Here is a 13,478-nt window from a genome sequence, read left to right on the forward strand (position 1 = left end):
GCAACAAAATCTATACGTTAATTATACACGACGACGTTTTGGCGGGCGGCAGCCATTATGCGGAACCGGTGTAACGTCTACAATTGCCGTAACTTCCAATCCAGCTGCCTGTAAGGAACGGATAGCTGCTTCACGCCCAGCTCCTGGTCCTTTTACAGTTACTTCCAAGGTTTTCATTCCGTTTTCAATTGCCGACTTAGCCGCTGTTTCGGCAGCCATTTGTGCAGCATAAGGTGTTGATTTACGGGAACCTTTAAATCCTAATGCACCTGCTGAGCTCCAGCCGATTGCATTACCTTGTTTGTCAGTAATAGTAACAATTGTATTATTGAATGTAGAACGGATGTGTGCTACTCCAGATTCTATATTCTTTTTCACGCGACGTTTCCGTGTGTTAGTTTTACGAGCCATGAATAAACCTCCTTTACCTTATTATTTTTTCTTGTTCGCCATTGTTTTCCGTGGGCCTTTGCGAGTGCGGGAATTATTTTTCGTGTTTTGTCCACGAACCGGAAGTCCTCTACGGTGACGCAATCCTCGGTAACAACCAATTTCCATCAGACGTTTGATGTTTAAGGATACTTCACGACGAAGGTCTCCTTCAATCGTATATTTGTCCACTTCTTTACGGATTCTTCCTAGTTCATCTTCGGTTAAATCACGTACACGGGTGTCTTCGGATACACCAGCATCTTTTAGGATCTTTTGGGCGGTTTTCTTTCCGATTCCGTAAATGTATGTTAATGAAATGACTACACGTTTATCACGCGGAATGTCAATACCAGCAATACGTGCCATTCGCTGCACCTCCTTGATTAGCCTTGTTTTTGTTTATGCTTAGGGTTTTCACAAATAACCATCACTTTACCTTTACGCTTAATAACTTTACATTTTTCGCATATCGGTTTAACAGATGCTCTTACCTTCATCAGTTTACCTCCTTTTATATCGGAGCTTATTTATAACGGTACGTAATTCGTCCTCTAGTTAAATCATATGGAGATAGTTCTACCGTTACTTTGTCGCCGGGCAAAATACGAATATAATGCATCCGGATTTTCCCGGAAACATGGGCCAAAACGGTATGGCCGTTCTCCAACTCGACGTTAAACATTGCATTCGGCAATGTTTCGGTAACAGTTCCTTCCACTTCAATAACATCATCTTTCGCCATCGTGTAGATCTCCCTTCCTATAATCAGTCACAATCTCACCCGCAAATTTAGATATCGCAAATCTCAATTTCCCATTTGTGACACGACCAGTTTCTAGAAGGCTGTTTTGGACTTCTGGGGAAATGTAGTTTGTAAGTTCGACATGCTGAATATTTTTCTTCTTTGGTTTGTTCATTTTACGCTTTTCCCCGTCTGCCAGCAAGACAAACCGATCATCGATCATTCCAACGATAATCATGTATTGTCCTGCTTCCCGTCCTTGCAAAACACGAACAACTTGACCTAATAGCGGAATCTGTTCACCTTCGTTCAACAAGATCACCTGCACTATAGGCATTATTTCACATGAAAATGTCTTTCTGTGTCACTGAGCCCAACAGCAATACATGAGTTTTCTCGCATTACTATATTTACATTATTCCGCTAAATCGCTGCGCGAAACATCGTGATAGAGATTTTTTTTAATTCTCTAGCACTTTTTCGATGTCTTGGAAAACCTTGTCAATGTCCTGGTCACCATTTACCTTTACAAGATATCCTTTTTCTTCATAGAAATCAAGCAATGGTTTTGTTTGCTCCAAATTTACAGATAAACGGTTTTTTACCGTTTCCGGTTTATCATCGTCCCGTTGGATTAATGCTGACCCATCTTTATCACAAATACCTTCTTGTTTTGGAGGGTTGAACAAGACGTGGTAAGCCGTTTTGCATGTAGGGCAAATTCTGCGACCTGTTAAACGCTCCATCAATTTTTCTTCCGGCACGTCAACATGTAAAACATGATCAAGGCTTACACCTAAATCATCCAGTATGGCATCCAGGCTTTTTGCCTGATCCAACGTTCTTGGGAAACCATCTAACAGAAAGCCTTTTTTGCAATCCTCTTTCCCTAACCGTTCTTTTACAATGCCAACGGTAACTTCATCAGGTACAAGCTGTCCTTGATCCATGTATTGTTTAGCTTTTTTACCGAGTTCTGTTCCTTCTTGGATGGCAGATCGGAACATATCCCCTGTTGAAATATGGGGGATATTATATTTGCTTTTAATCTTTTCTGCTTGCGTACCTTTACCTGCACCAGGTAATCCCATTAAAATTAAATTCATTATTTCCCCTCGCTTCCATTGGCAGCAGGAAATTATTTAATAAACCCTTTATAGTGCCGTTTTACAAGCTGGCCTTCCAGCTGTTTCATTGTTTGCAGTGCCACACCAACTACGATGATTAAACTAGTACCGCCGATTTGAACTGCAGTAGGCAAATTTGCTAGACCGCCCAATATAATCGGTAAAATTGTAACAACTGCCAGGAAAATCGAGCCGACAAAGGTTAATCGGTTGATTACCCGGCTCAAATACGTCTCTGTGTTTTTACCAGGCCGTATTCCCGGAATATAACCGCCTTGTCTTTGCAAGTTTTCCGCCATTTGTTCCGGGTTCACCTGCACGTAAGTATAAAAGTACGTGAAAGCGATAATCATTGCTACATAAAGGGCCATACCGACAGGTTGAGTATAGTCAAAAACACGTTCAATTGTCGATGCCACCCCGCCCTCAAAAAAGCTGGCCACCGTGCTTGGTGCCATCATAAATGCTACAGCAAAAATTACCGGAATAACCCCTGCAGCATTCACTTTCAAAGGAAGGTGGGTGGATTGTCCTCCTACCGGTGAACGGTTCACTAGTTTTTTAGCATATTGAATTGGAATTTTCCGCAACGCCTGGTTGACATAAATAACTCCGACCGTAACTGCCAGCGCAACTAAAACAATGAGCAATACGATGACGATGTTGATAAACAACTCATCCCCAGGGTTTAGGAAATACTGACTGTACAGCTGCATTGCACCGTTAGGGATTGCCGCCACAATACCGGCGAAAATCAAAATGGAAATTCCATTACCGACGCCGTGGGCTGTAATCTGTTCACCGAGCCACATTAGAAAGGCAGTACCTGCAGTCAGCACAATTGCAATTACAAGAAACTTCCCAAAGCTAGGATTTTCAATTAACAATCCGCCTGCGAGAGCATTAAATCCAATGGACATTGCAATCGCTTGGATAAATGCTAACACAACCGTAAAATAGCGCGTAAACTGTGCCAGTTTTTTTCGGCCCATTTCTCCCTGTTTTCTCCATTCCGCAAATTTAGGTACAACATCCATCTGCAAAAGCTGCACAATAATGGATGCTGTAATGTAAGGCATAATTCCCATTGCAAAAATAGAGAAGTTTTGCAACGCACCGCCGCCAAACGTATTTAGAAATCCAAACACATTTTGCTGGTTCATAAAGTCGATTGCGTCTTTATTCGTAAATGGAACCGGGATGAATGTTCCAATCCGGAAAACGATCAGCATTAATAGCGTAAAAAGAATCTTTTTCCGGATATCAGCAACGCGCCAAAAATTGGACAGTGTGCGAAACATTAGATCACCTCTGCTTTACCGCCCGCTGCTTCAATTGCTTCTTTGGCAGAAGCAGAGAACTTATGAGCTTTTACTGTTAGTTTCTTTTCAATTGCTCCATTGCCGAGTACTTTAATACCCGCATTTAACTTCGAAACAACGCCTTCTTCAAGTAATAGCTCTGGTGTCACTTCCGTACCGTCTTCAAACCGATTCAGCTTATCTAAATTAACGATAGCATATTCTTTACGGTTAATATTTGTAAACCCACGTTTTGGCAAACGTTGGAACAATGGCATTTGTCCGCCTTCAAAGCCTGGACGCACACCTCCGCCAGAACGTGCTTTTTGCCCTTTATGACCTCTTCCAGCTGTTTTGCCGTTTCCTGAAGAAGGTCCGCGGCCAACACGATTACGGTTTTTTCTCGTTCCTTCTGCTGCTTTTAATTCATGAAGTTTCAAGCTTGGCACCTCCTCTATTTCAATAGTAACTCTTACACTTCTTTAACCGTTACAAGATGAGATACTCGGTTTATCATACCGCGTACTGCCGGAGTATCTTCAAGAACCACGGATTGTCGGATTTTCTTTAATCCTAGTGCTTCTACAGTTTTCACCTGTTTTTCTTTTCTGCCAATAACACTCCGAGTGAGGGTGATCTCTAATTTTTTAGACATGTTATTTCCCTCCTTATTATCCTAACAGTTCTTCTACAGACTTTCCACGCAATTTAGCAACGTCTTCAGCGCGTTTCAGCTGTGTTAAGCCGTCGATTGTCGCGCGGATAACATTGATTGGTGTATTAGAACCTAAGGATTTTGTAAGAATATCACCTACGCCAGCTAATTCCAATACCGCACGGACAGATCCGCCGGAAATAACTCCAGTACCTTCTGCGGCTGGCTTCATTAGAACCCGGCCAGAACCGAAGCGGCCAATAACCTCGTGAGGAATTGTTGTTCCTACAATCGGTACTGTAATTAGATTTTTCTTCGCGTTATCTACAGCCTTTTTAATCGCTTCTGGTACTTCTTGTGCTTTGCCAGTACCAAAACCAACGTGACCATTCCTGTCTCCGACGACAACGATTGCTGCAAAACGCATGCGGCGTCCACCCTTAACAACTTTAGATACCCGGTTTACCGCAACAACACGTTCTTCTAGGTCTAATTTATTTGGATCGATCATATTCATTTAGGATTTCCCTCCTTTGTTTTTTAAAATTCAAGCCCTGCCTCGCGAGCGGCTTCCGCTAGAGCTTGCACTCGGCCGTGATAAAGGTATCCTCCGCGATCAAATACAACTGATTTATATCCTTTATCCTGTGCTCGTTTTGCGATTAATTCTCCGACTTTCTTTGCAGCTTCCACGTTGCTTGTAGCATCCAGATTTAACTCCTTGTCAACAGTAGAAGCACTGACTAGAGTTTTACCAGCCGCATCATCAATCAATTGGGCGTATATATGTTTGTTGGAACGAAAAACGTTTAAACGCGGGCGTTCCGCAGTTCCATGTACCTGTTTGCGTACGCGGTAATGTCTTCTTTTACGAACTGCATTTCTATCAGGTTTTGTGATCATTCCCAGGTCACTCCTTTCTGCCTAACTTTTCCTACTTAGCGGTTTTACCTTCCTTGCGGCGTACATGTTCGCCAACATAGCGAATTCCTTTACCTTTATACGGCTCTGGCGGTCTAATCGCGCGAATATTCGCTGCAACAGCACCAACTAATTGCTTATCGATACCTTTAACGATAATTTGTGTGTTTTTTGGCACGTCAATTTCAATACCGTCGATTTGGTCAATTTCAACAGGATGGGAATATCCTGCATTAACAACTAATTTGTTGCCTTGTTTTTGTGCACGATATCCAACCCCGATAATTTCTAAAGATTTTTCGAATCCTTTGCTAACACCTTCAACCATATTGTTAATGATGCTGCGAGTCGTTCCGTGCAATGCGCGATGTTCTTTTTGGTCGCTAGGACGTTCTACCGTAATCACTTTATCCTCAATTTTCACGATCATATCCGGATGAAGATCTTTGGTAAGTTCGCCTTTAGGTCCTTTTACTTTGATTGTATTATTATTGAGGCTTACTTCTACGCCATCAGGAATTTCGATTGGTTTTAGTCCGATACGAGACATTCGTTGCACCTCCTCTAAGTTTAAAATAATTACCAGACATATGCTAAAACTTCGCCGCCGACAGCCTGAGCGCGTGCTTCTTTGTCAGATAGCACCCCTTTAGATGTCGAAACGATAGCAATACCTAGACCGTTAAGTACACGAGGTACTTCGTCAGCTTTTGCATAGACACGCAATCCCGGCTTGCTGATTCTCTTCAGACCAGTAATTACACGTTCATTATTCGGACCGTACTTAAGGAAAATACGCAAGATTCCTTGTTTGTTATCTTCGATTACTTCATAATCTTTCACGAAACCTTCACGTTTTAAGATATCCGCAATCTCTTTTTTAATATTGGAAGCTGGTAGCTCCAATTGTTCATGTCTTACCATGTTTGCATTACGAATCCGAGTAAGCATATCTGCGATTGGATCTGTCATCGTCATTACTAATTACCTCCTTCCCGAATCGGGGATTACCAACTTGCTTTTTTGACACCAGGAATTTGACCTTTATAGGCAAGTTCACGGAAACAAATACGGCAAAGTTTAAATTTGCGAATTACAGAATGTGGTCGACCACAACGTTCACAGCGAGTGTATTCACGTACTTTGTATTTTTGCGGGCGCTTTTGCTTCGCGATCATCGATTTCTTAGCCACTATTTTCCCTCCTTGTTTTGGCTTCTAGCTTACTTTTGAAAAGGCATGCCTAGTTCTGCCAAAAGTTCACGAGCTTCTTCGTCCGTATTGGATGTTGTAACAATGACAATATCCATGCCGCGGACTTTGTTTACTTTATCATAATTAATTTCCGGGAAAATCAATTGTTCTTTTACACCAAGTGTATAATTGCCACGACCATCAAAAGCCTTTTTCGATACCCCACGGAAATCACGTACACGTGGAAGGGCAACGTCAATTAACTTTTGTAAAAAGTCGTACATGCGTTCACCGCGCAAAGTAACTTTTGCGCCGATAGGCATTCCTTCACGCAAACGGAAGCCAGCAATAGATTTTTTCGCACGAGTAATTAACGGCTTTTGACCCGAAATGAGCGCAAGTTCTTCTACAGCACTGTCTAATGCTTTCGAATTTTGAACTGCGTCACCAACGCCCATGTTAATTACAATTTTTTCAACCTTTGGTACTTGCATTACCGATTTATAGTTAAATTTATTCATCAAAGATGGCACTACTTCTTTTTGATATTTTTCTTGTAATGTGTTCATGTAAGGGCCCTCCTTTCATCAGCAAATTATTTATCTAAAGGTTCACCAGATTTTTTGGCGATTCGAACTTTTTTGCCGTCCCTTATTTCATACCCTACACGGGTCGGTTCGCCCGTTTTCGGATCGATTGGCAATACGTTGGAAATATGGATTGGTGCTTCAATGTTAAGAATACCGCCCTGCGGATTTTCTTGGGAAGGTTTAGCATGTTTTTTAATCATGTTCACACCTTCAACAAGAACACGCTCTTTCTTAGGGAAGACTTGCAAAACTACTCCCTCTTTACCGCGGTCTTTACCGGTTAAAACTTTTACTTTGTCACCTTTTTTGACATGCATGCGTTACGCACCTCCTTGATAACGGAAATATAGAGCTTAAAGTACTTCTGGAGCTAGAGATACGATTTTCATAAATTTAGCGTCACGTAATTCCCGTGCAACCGGTCCAAAGATACGGGTACCTCTTGGACTTTTATCGTCACGAATAATTACAGCAGCATTTTCATCAAAACGGATGTAGGAACCGTCCTTACGACGTGTACCGGATTTGCTGCGAACAATAACTGCTTTCACGACGTCACCTTTTTTGACAACGCCTCCTGGTGTTGCTTGCTTCACCGAACATACAACCACGTCACCAATATTCGCAGTCTTACGGCCTGATCCGCCTAAAACTTTAATCGTCAGCAGTTCACGAGCACCAGAGTTATCAGCTACTTTTAATCGGGTTTCTTGTTGAATCATTACATTGACCTCCTTTCGGAAACGCTCCGAGCCAACTTAAATTAAATAATAACAGCTTCTTCTACAATTTCTACTAAACGGAAACGCTTTGTCGCAGATAGCGGACGAGTTTCCATGATGCGAACGATATCGCCAACTTTTGCTTGGTTATTCTCGTCATGCGCTTTAAATTTCTTGGAATACTTAACGCGTTTGCCGTACAATTTATGGTTTTTGTAAGTTTCCACTAAAACAGTAATCGTTTTGTCCATCTTATCGGATACGACCCGTCCAGTGTACACTTTACGATTGTTCCGTTCTGTCATTTGAGGCTAACCCCCTCTCTTGAAAATGTTATACGTTCAATTCCCGTTCACGAATGATCGTTTTCATGCGTGCGATGGATTTTTTCACTTCACGGATACGAGCTGTGTTTTCCAATTGACCTGTGGCAAGCTGGAACCGTAAATTAAACAATTCTTCCTTCAAAGACTTTACTTTTTCTTCAATTTCGGCAGTGGTTAAATCTCTGATTTCATTAGCCTTCATTATTTTCACCACCAGTTTCTTCGCGTTTTACAAATTTCGTTTTAATAGGCAGTTTGTGGGAAGCAAGACGTAACGCTTCACGTGCTACCTCTTCAGATACACCAGAAATTTCAAAAAGTACTTTCCCTGGTTTTACAACTGCCACCCATCCTTCTGGGGAACCTTTACCGGAACCCATACGGACTTCAAGAGGTTTTTTCGTGTATGGTTTGTCTGGGAAAATTTTAATCCAAACTTTACCTCCACGTTTCATATAACGAGTCATAGCGATACGAGCTGCTTCGATTTGACGGCTGGTAATCCAAGCCGGTTCAAGTGCTTGCATTCCGTATTCACCAAATGAAACAGTGGTACCACCTTTTGCTTGGCCATTTAATTTACCACGATGCTGTCTGCGATATTTCACACGTTTAGGCATTAACATAAGATGTTGCCCCCTTCCTTATTTATCATTCTTCGTTGGAAGGACTTCTCCACGGTAAATCCACACTTTGACACCTAACTTACCATAAGTTGTGTCTGCTTCCGCAGTAGCGTAATCGATGTCTGCACGCAAAGTGTGTAGTGGTACAGTTCCTTCGCTATAATGTTCCGCACGAGCAATGTCAGCTCCGCCTAGACGACCGGATACTTGCGTTTTAATTCCTTTAGCGCCTGCACGCATTGCCCGCTGAATTGCTTGTTTTTGTGCACGACGGAAAGAAATACGGTTTTCCAGCTGACGCGCAATGTTTTCTGCAACTAATTTAGCGTCTAAGTCTACTTTCTTGATTTCAACAATGTTAATGTGGACTTTTTTGCCTGTTAATGCGTTTAGAGATTTTCTTAACGCCTCAACTTCAGATCCACCTTTTCCAATTACCATACCAGGCTTGCCTGTATGAATGGTAATGTTCACACGGTTTGCCGCTCTTTCGATTTCAATGGATGAAACAGCAGCAGTCTTTAAGCGGTTTTCCAGATATTCACGGATTTTAATATCTTCATGTAATAAATCGGCATAATCTTTCTCGGCGTACCATTTCGATTGCCAATCTTTAATGATACCGATGCGAAGACCGATTGGGTGTACTTTTTGACCCACTAACTACCCCTCCTTCTTTTCTGATACAACCACAGTAATGTGGCTTGTGCGTTTGTTAATTTTGCTTGCACGTCCTTGAGCCCGCGGACGGAATCTTCTTAACGTTGGACCTTCATTTACATAAGCCTCAGAGATGACTAAATTATCCGGATCCATTTCGTAATTATGCTCTGCATTTGCAATCGCAGATTTCAATACTTTTTCAACAACCGGAGAAGCTCCGCGTCTTGTATGACGCAAAATTGCAATTGCTTCGCCAACATCTTTTCCTCGAATTAAATCAACGACTAAACGAACTTTACGAGGAGCGATACGAACTGTTTTTGCAACGGCTTTTGCTTGCATGTGAGATGCCTCCTCTCATTAACGTCTTGTTTTCTTATCGTCGCCTGCATGCCCTTTAAAAGTACGGGTTGGCGCGAATTCACCTAATTTATGTCCGACCATATCTTCTGTAATGTATACCGGCACGTGTTTACGTCCATCATATACCGCGATAGTATGACCTACAAAAGACGGGAAAATGGTAGAACGACGAGACCAGGTTTTAATTACCTTTTTGCTGTTTTCTTCGTTCAATTTGTCAATCTTTTTCAACAAATGGTCATCTGCAAAAGGTCCTTTTTTCAAACTACGACCCATGGATAAACCTCCTTCCGCAAGTAAGAGACGGGAGATATTACCCGTCTGTTATTTTTACTATTTTTTGCGTCGACGAACAATGTACTTATCAGACGGTTTATTGCGTTTACGCGTTTTGTATCCAAGTGTTGGTTTACCCCAAGGTGTAACTGGTGATTTGCGTCCGATTGGCGCGCGTCCTTCACCACCACCGTGCGGGTGATCATTCGGGTTCATAACAGATCCGCGAACAGCCGGGCGTTTGCCTAACCAGCGGGAACGTCCTGCTTTACCAACGCGAACGAGTTCGTGTTCAACATTGCCCACTTGACCTACAGTTGCACGGCAAGTGCTCAAAATTAAACGAACTTCACCAGAAGCTAAACGTACTAGTGTATATTTTCCTTCCCGTCCTAGAATTTGTGCTTCAGCACCTGCAGAACGAGCTAATTGTCCGCCGTTACCTGGTTTTAATTCTACGTTATGAATAACGGTACCTACAGGGATGTTTGCAAGTGGCAATGCATTACCTACTTTGATATCTGCATTTTCTCCTGATTCTATCATTTGTCCAACTTGTAGTCCCTTAGGTGCTAAAATATAACGTTTTTCACCATCAACATAATGGATTAATGCAATATTGGCTGTACGGTTTGGATCGTACTCGATTGTAGCAACGCGTCCTGGTATTCCATCTTTGTTGCGTTTGAAATCGATAATACGGTATTGACGCTTATGACCGCCGCCTTGATGACGAACTGTTTGTCTCCCTTGGTTATTACGTCCACCGCGTTTTGATAGTGGCGCAAGCAGGGATTTTTCCGGTTTATCTGTAGTGATTTCTGAGAAATCTAATACAGACATGTTCCGGCGACCGTTTGACGTTGGTCTGTACTTTTTAATCGCCATCTTTTTTCCCTCCTTCTCTTATCAATCTTATACTTCAAAGAAATCTAATTCTTTACTGTCTTCGGAAAGCTGTACAATCGCTTTTTTGCGATTCGGGCGGAAGCCGCCGTATCTTCCCATTCTCTTGAATTTACCTTTTTGGTTAGCTGTGTTTACTTTAACAACTTTCACGCCAAAGATTTCTTCAATAGCGTTTTTGATTTCCGTTTTATTTGCCTTAGGGGATACTTCAAAAGTGTACTTCTTTTCTGCCATCAAATCAGTTGAATGTTCTGTGATGACAGGGCGCTTAATAATATCACGTGGATCTTTCATTATGCAAGCACCTCCCCTGCTTTTTCCGCTGCATCTTTCGTGATGATGAGCTTGTCATGCGCAAGCAAATCTAATACGTTCATCTCTTCTACAGTTAATACTTTAACTGTTTGAAGGTTATTTGCTGAACGAATCACCACTTCGTCTTTTTCTGCAGTCACTACAACTGCTTTGTCGTTTACGTTCAATGCTTTAAGCATATTTACGACTTCTTTTGTTTTTGGAGCATCGATTTGAATCGAATCCAATACGATAATGTTATCTTCTTTTACCTTAGAAGAAAGAGCAGATTTTAATGCTAAACGACGAACTTTCTTCGGCAGTTTATAGCTGTAGCTTCTTGGTGTCGGACCGAATACAACACCTCCGCCAACCCATTGCGGGGAACGGATAGAACCTTGACGAGCACGGCCTGTTCCTTTTTGGCGCCATGGTTTGCGACCGCCGCCGCGCACTTCGGAACGGTTTTTCACCTTGTGCGTACCTTGTCTTAATGATGCACGCTGCATTACTACCGCTTCATGCAATACGTGCTCATGTGGTTCGATACCGAACACATCGTCGTTTAATTCTACTTCACCAACATTGCTACCGTCTTGTTTGTATAGTGCTACTTTAGGCATGACATATCCTCCCTTCGTCTTTAAAATTAGTTACCTTTAATCGCACTTGTGATTTTTACGAAAGATTTCTTCGCTCCTGGAACGTTTCCTTTAATAAGGATAAGATTCTTCTCAGTATCAACGCTAACTACTTCTAAGTTTTGAATCGTTACTTGATCAGAACCCATACGTCCAGGCAATTTCTTTCCTTTAAATACGCGCATTGCATCAATGGCACCCATGGAACCTGGACCACGATGGTAGTGGGAACCGTGGGACATTGGTCCGCGCTGCTGGCCGTGGCGTTTAATCGCGCCTTGGAATCCTTTACCTTTAGACGTTCCGGTAACATCCACTTTTTCACCAGCTTCAAAAATTCCAACACTAATTTCTTGACCTACTTCATATTCGTCAAGATTAGCATTACGGATTTCACGAATGTAGCGCTTAGGGGTTGTGTTTGCTTTTTCAGCATGACCTTTTTCCGCTTTGTTGGCGCGGTTTTCTTTCTTATCGGCAAACCCTAATTGAATCGCTTCATAGCCGTCATTTTCCAATGTTCTTTTTTGTAAAACTACATTCGGCTCTGCTTCGATTACAGTTACCGGGATTAACTCACCGTTTTCAGTAAACAACTGCGTCATGCCGATTTTACGACCTAAGATTCCTTTCGTCATCCGTTACACCTCCATTTATAAACAGTTTTTTATAGTTTGATTTCGATATCTACACCAGATGGTAAGTCAAGCCGCATTAATGAATCCACCGTTTTTGGCGTTGGATCCACAATGTCGATCAGACGTTTATGTGTACGCATCTCGAATTGTTCACGTGAATCCTTATATTTATGAACCGCACGTAAAATCGTATAAACGGATTTTTCTGTAGGCAATGGAATCGGACCAGAAACATTTGCTCCAGACCGTTTTGCTGTTTCTACGATTTTCTCAGCAGACTGATCTAAAATACGGTGATCATATGCTTTTAAGCGGATTCTGATTTTTTCTTTTGCCATTACTTTCCCTCCTTTTCGCCCATATCTTGATAGACTTCTCCGTGAAAATTTCTTGGCAGCCAGCCATGGCAAAGGGGCCGGGCGTACCAACAACCTCTCACTTCATCGCCTTTTTTGACCAACGTTAGTATTATAACAAAACAGTATGGTCAAAGCAACCTTAAATTATCCCAAATTTATGGTCACACATTTAGTTATTATACATTGGTGAAACATTGATTGCAAGGGAATCCCGGAATAAATTTCAGAAAAAATCGGCATCAGAATCCATATATAATCTAGTTTTTCCCGCTATGGCCAAACGCGGAAGCTGTAAAGCTACATTTTGGATTTGAACCGCTAATTTGCCAGTTCGGAGATACACTTCTCATTCCACCGGCACGACCTCAGCCTCCTCGCACTACGCTCTGTGAGGTCTTCAACTTGTGCTGTTCCTGCAGATTCCTCCGTGTATTTCCATTGCATGGTTAACAGCAACAATATGAGTTTTATGTTTAATAATGTATATTACAAAATCAGTTCCAATGATCGACTCTGTCCGAGCACAATCTTTAACCTGAGTATCACAGTCTGTTAAAAGCTGCGCAGTTTCATTCAGAAAACTTAAACTGAAATTGAGATAGGGGGAGGTGACTAACCTCCGTCCCTCTCACACCACCGTACGTACGGTTCCGTATACGGCGGTTCCAGATTATGTATGACGCAAAATTTCATATCTAGC

28 protein-coding genes are annotated in these 13,478 nt (G+C 42.0%); all 28 read right to left on the reverse strand.

Translation table 11 applies throughout. The features are described 5' to 3' along the window. Positions 1–21: 21 nt before the first annotated feature. The 28 genes from rpsK to rpsJ all read right to left on the reverse strand — a co-directional run bounded on the left by rpsK (position 22) and on the right by rpsJ (position 12,757). Positions 22–411 carry a 30S ribosomal protein S11 gene (gene rpsK, locus IEV18_RS06980; protein WP_188391670.1) on the reverse strand — a complete coding sequence of 130 codons (390 nt, stop codon included), beginning with the start codon at positions 409–411 and terminating at the stop codon, positions 22–24. Positions 412–432: 21 nt separating this feature from the next. Next, on the reverse strand, positions 433–798 hold the full coding sequence (gene rpsM, locus IEV18_RS06985; protein WP_188391671.1) for a 30S ribosomal protein S13: 366 nt from the start codon (positions 796–798) through the stop codon (positions 433–435). 17 nt (positions 799–815) lie between these two features. Continuing rightward, complete coding sequence (gene rpmJ / locus IEV18_RS06990; protein ID WP_010095733.1) at positions 816–929, reverse strand: 50S ribosomal protein L36; 114 nt, start codon at positions 927–929, stop codon at positions 816–818. A 26-nt stretch (positions 930–955) separates the two neighbouring features. Continuing rightward, a complete protein-coding gene (infA, locus tag IEV18_RS06995; protein ID WP_121524869.1) occupies positions 956–1,174 on the reverse strand; it encodes a translation initiation factor IF-1 in 219 nt (72 codons plus the stop codon). Continuing rightward, entirely contained in the window at positions 1,161–1,487 is a 327-nt protein-coding gene (locus tag IEV18_RS07000) for a KOW domain-containing RNA-binding protein (protein WP_188391672.1), read from the reverse strand. Before IEV18_RS07000 ends, infA begins: the two co-directional genes overlap by 14 nt. Positions 1,488–1,635: 148 nt before the next feature. Then, positions 1,636–2,280, reverse strand: coding sequence for an adenylate kinase (locus tag IEV18_RS07005; protein ID WP_188391673.1), 645 nt, complete (start codon positions 2,278–2,280; stop codon positions 1,636–1,638). Positions 2,281–2,312: 32 nt separating this feature from the next. Next, on the reverse strand, positions 2,313–3,602 hold the full coding sequence (secY, locus tag IEV18_RS07010; RefSeq protein ID WP_188391674.1) for a preprotein translocase subunit SecY: 1,290 nt from the start codon (positions 3,600–3,602) through the stop codon (positions 2,313–2,315). Next, complete coding sequence (gene rplO / locus IEV18_RS07015) at positions 3,602–4,042, reverse strand: 50S ribosomal protein L15 (protein WP_188391675.1); 441 nt, start codon at positions 4,040–4,042, stop codon at positions 3,602–3,604. Before rplO ends, secY begins: the two co-directional genes overlap by 1 nt. 32 nt (positions 4,043–4,074) lie before the next feature. Next, on the reverse strand, positions 4,075–4,257 hold the full coding sequence (gene rpmD, locus IEV18_RS07020) for a 50S ribosomal protein L30 (RefSeq protein ID WP_188391676.1): 183 nt from the start codon (positions 4,255–4,257) through the stop codon (positions 4,075–4,077). 16 nt (positions 4,258–4,273) lie between these two features. Further along, on the reverse strand, positions 4,274–4,774 hold the full coding sequence (rpsE, locus tag IEV18_RS07025) for a 30S ribosomal protein S5 (RefSeq protein WP_188391677.1): 501 nt from the start codon (positions 4,772–4,774) through the stop codon (positions 4,274–4,276). Positions 4,775–4,797: 23 nt separating this feature from the next. Then, a complete protein-coding gene (gene rplR, locus IEV18_RS07030) occupies positions 4,798–5,160 on the reverse strand; it encodes a 50S ribosomal protein L18 (protein ID WP_188391678.1) in 363 nt (120 codons plus the stop codon). A 31-nt stretch (positions 5,161–5,191) separates the two neighbouring features. After that, positions 5,192–5,728, reverse strand: a complete 537-nt coding sequence (gene rplF, locus IEV18_RS07035; RefSeq protein WP_188391679.1) for a 50S ribosomal protein L6 — start codon at positions 5,726–5,728, stop codon at positions 5,192–5,194. Positions 5,729–5,757: 29 nt separating this feature from the next. After that, the gene (gene rpsH, locus IEV18_RS07040; protein ID WP_188391680.1) at positions 5,758–6,156 is read right to left on the reverse strand and encodes a 30S ribosomal protein S8; all 399 of its coding nucleotides are present in this window, start codon (positions 6,154–6,156) and stop codon (positions 5,758–5,760) included. 29 nt (positions 6,157–6,185) lie between these two features. Beyond that, positions 6,186–6,371, reverse strand: coding sequence for a type Z 30S ribosomal protein S14 (locus tag IEV18_RS07045; RefSeq protein ID WP_092494501.1), 186 nt, complete (start codon positions 6,369–6,371; stop codon positions 6,186–6,188). Positions 6,372–6,400: 29 nt separating this feature from the next. Further along, a complete protein-coding gene (gene rplE / locus IEV18_RS07050) occupies positions 6,401–6,940 on the reverse strand; it encodes a 50S ribosomal protein L5 (RefSeq protein WP_188391681.1) in 540 nt (179 codons plus the stop codon). Positions 6,941–6,966: 26 nt separating this feature from the next. Further along, positions 6,967–7,278 carry a 50S ribosomal protein L24 gene (gene rplX, locus IEV18_RS07055; protein ID WP_188391682.1) on the reverse strand — a complete coding sequence of 104 codons (312 nt, stop codon included), beginning with the start codon at positions 7,276–7,278 and terminating at the stop codon, positions 6,967–6,969. Positions 7,279–7,314: 36 nt separating this feature from the next. Continuing rightward, positions 7,315–7,683, reverse strand: a complete 369-nt coding sequence (rplN, locus tag IEV18_RS07060) for a 50S ribosomal protein L14 (protein WP_188391683.1) — start codon at positions 7,681–7,683, stop codon at positions 7,315–7,317. Between the two features lie 41 nt (positions 7,684–7,724). Continuing rightward, a complete protein-coding gene (rpsQ, locus tag IEV18_RS07065; protein ID WP_188391684.1) occupies positions 7,725–7,988 on the reverse strand; it encodes a 30S ribosomal protein S17 in 264 nt (87 codons plus the stop codon). 28 nt (positions 7,989–8,016) lie between these two features. Next, positions 8,017–8,211, reverse strand: coding sequence for a 50S ribosomal protein L29 (gene rpmC, locus IEV18_RS07070; RefSeq protein WP_188391685.1), 195 nt, complete (start codon positions 8,209–8,211; stop codon positions 8,017–8,019). Next, positions 8,201–8,635 carry a 50S ribosomal protein L16 gene (rplP, locus tag IEV18_RS07075; RefSeq protein ID WP_188391686.1) on the reverse strand — a complete coding sequence of 145 codons (435 nt, stop codon included), beginning with the start codon at positions 8,633–8,635 and terminating at the stop codon, positions 8,201–8,203. The genes rpmC and rplP overlap by 11 nt, the downstream gene beginning before the upstream one ends. A gap of 18 nt (positions 8,636–8,653) precedes the next feature. Then, positions 8,654–9,295, reverse strand: a complete 642-nt coding sequence (rpsC, locus tag IEV18_RS07080; RefSeq protein WP_188391687.1) for a 30S ribosomal protein S3 — start codon at positions 9,293–9,295, stop codon at positions 8,654–8,656. Between the two features lie 3 nt (positions 9,296–9,298). Beyond that, entirely contained in the window at positions 9,299–9,640 is a 342-nt protein-coding gene (gene rplV, locus IEV18_RS07085) for a 50S ribosomal protein L22 (RefSeq protein ID WP_188391688.1), read from the reverse strand. Between the two features lie 18 nt (positions 9,641–9,658). Continuing rightward, positions 9,659–9,937, reverse strand: a complete 279-nt coding sequence (gene rpsS, locus IEV18_RS07090) for a 30S ribosomal protein S19 (RefSeq protein WP_188391689.1) — start codon at positions 9,935–9,937, stop codon at positions 9,659–9,661. A 57-nt stretch (positions 9,938–9,994) separates the two neighbouring features. Continuing rightward, positions 9,995–10,825, reverse strand: coding sequence for a 50S ribosomal protein L2 (rplB, locus tag IEV18_RS07095; RefSeq protein ID WP_188391690.1), 831 nt, complete (start codon positions 10,823–10,825; stop codon positions 9,995–9,997). Positions 10,826–10,852: 27 nt separating this feature from the next. Then, on the reverse strand, positions 10,853–11,140 hold the full coding sequence (gene rplW, locus IEV18_RS07100; protein WP_188391691.1) for a 50S ribosomal protein L23: 288 nt from the start codon (positions 11,138–11,140) through the stop codon (positions 10,853–10,855). Further along, positions 11,140–11,763 (reverse strand): 50S ribosomal protein L4, encoded by a 624-nt coding sequence (gene rplD, locus IEV18_RS07105; protein ID WP_188391692.1) that lies wholly within the window; start codon positions 11,761–11,763, stop codon positions 11,140–11,142. Before rplD ends, rplW begins: the two co-directional genes overlap by 1 nt. Positions 11,764–11,789: 26 nt before the next feature. Continuing rightward, positions 11,790–12,419 carry a 50S ribosomal protein L3 gene (gene rplC / locus IEV18_RS07110; protein WP_188391693.1) on the reverse strand — a complete coding sequence of 210 codons (630 nt, stop codon included), beginning with the start codon at positions 12,417–12,419 and terminating at the stop codon, positions 11,790–11,792. 29 nt (positions 12,420–12,448) lie between these two features. Further along, positions 12,449–12,757: a 30S ribosomal protein S10 gene (gene rpsJ, locus IEV18_RS07115; RefSeq protein ID WP_188391694.1), complete on the reverse strand. Its 309-nt coding sequence runs from the start codon at positions 12,755–12,757 to the stop codon at positions 12,449–12,451. Positions 12,758–13,478: the final 721 nt, after the last annotated feature.

The sequence above is a fragment of the Compostibacillus humi genome (assembly GCF_014637175.1).
Lineage (GTDB): Bacteria > Bacillota > Bacilli > Bacillales > Amphibacillaceae > Oceanobacillus > Oceanobacillus humi.

What these genes read in the sequence shown, in the direction of transcription:
- rpsJ (WP_188391694.1), bottom strand. Translation starts at nt 12,757, where the DNA reads ATGGCAAAAGAAAAAATCAGAATCCGCTTAAAAGCATATGATCACCGT.
- rpsM (WP_188391671.1), bottom strand. Translation starts at nt 798, where the DNA reads ATGGCACGTATTGCTGGTATTGACATTCCGCGTGATAAACGTGTAGTC.
- rplF (WP_188391679.1), bottom strand. Translation starts at nt 5,728, where the DNA reads ATGTCTCGTATCGGACTAAAACCAATCGAAATTCCTGATGGCGTAGAA.
- rplP (WP_188391686.1), bottom strand. Translation starts at nt 8,635, where the DNA reads ATGTTAATGCCTAAACGTGTGAAATATCGCAGACAGCATCGTGGTAAA.
- rplD (WP_188391692.1), bottom strand. Translation starts at nt 11,763, where the DNA reads ATGCCTAAAGTAGCACTATACAAACAAGACGGTAGCAATGTTGGTGAA.
- rpmJ (WP_010095733.1), bottom strand. Translation starts at nt 929, where the DNA reads ATGAAGGTAAGAGCATCTGTTAAACCGATATGCGAAAAATGTAAAGTT.
- rpsH (WP_188391680.1), bottom strand. Translation starts at nt 6,156, where the DNA reads ATGACGATGACAGATCCAATCGCAGATATGCTTACTCGGATTCGTAAT.
- rplX (WP_188391682.1), bottom strand. Translation starts at nt 7,278, where the DNA reads ATGCATGTCAAAAAAGGTGACAAAGTAAAAGTTTTAACCGGTAAAGAC.
- rpsK (WP_188391670.1), bottom strand. Translation starts at nt 411, where the DNA reads ATGGCTCGTAAAACTAACACACGGAAACGTCGCGTGAAAAAGAATATA.
- rpmD (WP_188391676.1), bottom strand. Translation starts at nt 4,257, where the DNA reads ATGTCTAAAAAATTAGAGATCACCCTCACTCGGAGTGTTATTGGCAGA.
- rplB (WP_188391690.1), bottom strand. Translation starts at nt 10,825, where the DNA reads ATGGCGATTAAAAAGTACAGACCAACGTCAAACGGTCGCCGGAACATG.
- rpsE (WP_188391677.1), bottom strand. Translation starts at nt 4,774, where the DNA reads ATGAATATGATCGATCCAAATAAATTAGACCTAGAAGAACGTGTTGTT.
- IEV18_RS07005 (WP_188391673.1), bottom strand. Translation starts at nt 2,280, where the DNA reads ATGAATTTAATTTTAATGGGATTACCTGGTGCAGGTAAAGGTACGCAA.
- rplW (WP_188391691.1), bottom strand. Translation starts at nt 11,140, where the DNA reads ATGAAAGATCCACGTGATATTATTAAGCGCCCTGTCATCACAGAACAT.
- rpmC (WP_188391685.1), bottom strand. Translation starts at nt 8,211, where the DNA reads ATGAAGGCTAATGAAATCAGAGATTTAACCACTGCCGAAATTGAAGAA.
- rplR (WP_188391678.1), bottom strand. Translation starts at nt 5,160, where the DNA reads ATGATCACAAAACCTGATAGAAATGCAGTTCGTAAAAGAAGACATTAC.
- rplN (WP_188391683.1), bottom strand. Translation starts at nt 7,683, where the DNA reads ATGATTCAACAAGAAACCCGATTAAAAGTAGCTGATAACTCTGGTGCT.
- rplE (WP_188391681.1), bottom strand. Translation starts at nt 6,940, where the DNA reads ATGAACACATTACAAGAAAAATATCAAAAAGAAGTAGTGCCATCTTTG.
- secY (WP_188391674.1), bottom strand. Translation starts at nt 3,602, where the DNA reads ATGTTTCGCACACTGTCCAATTTTTGGCGCGTTGCTGATATCCGGAAA.
- infA (WP_121524869.1), bottom strand. Translation starts at nt 1,174, where the DNA reads ATGGCGAAAGATGATGTTATTGAAGTGGAAGGAACTGTTACCGAAACA.
- rplC (WP_188391693.1), bottom strand. Translation starts at nt 12,419, where the DNA reads ATGACGAAAGGAATCTTAGGTCGTAAAATCGGCATGACGCAGTTGTTT.
- rpsQ (WP_188391684.1), bottom strand. Translation starts at nt 7,988, where the DNA reads ATGACAGAACGGAACAATCGTAAAGTGTACACTGGACGGGTCGTATCC.
- rpsS (WP_188391689.1), bottom strand. Translation starts at nt 9,937, where the DNA reads ATGGGTCGTAGTTTGAAAAAAGGACCTTTTGCAGATGACCATTTGTTG.
- rplV (WP_188391688.1), bottom strand. Translation starts at nt 9,640, where the DNA reads ATGCAAGCAAAAGCCGTTGCAAAAACAGTTCGTATCGCTCCTCGTAAA.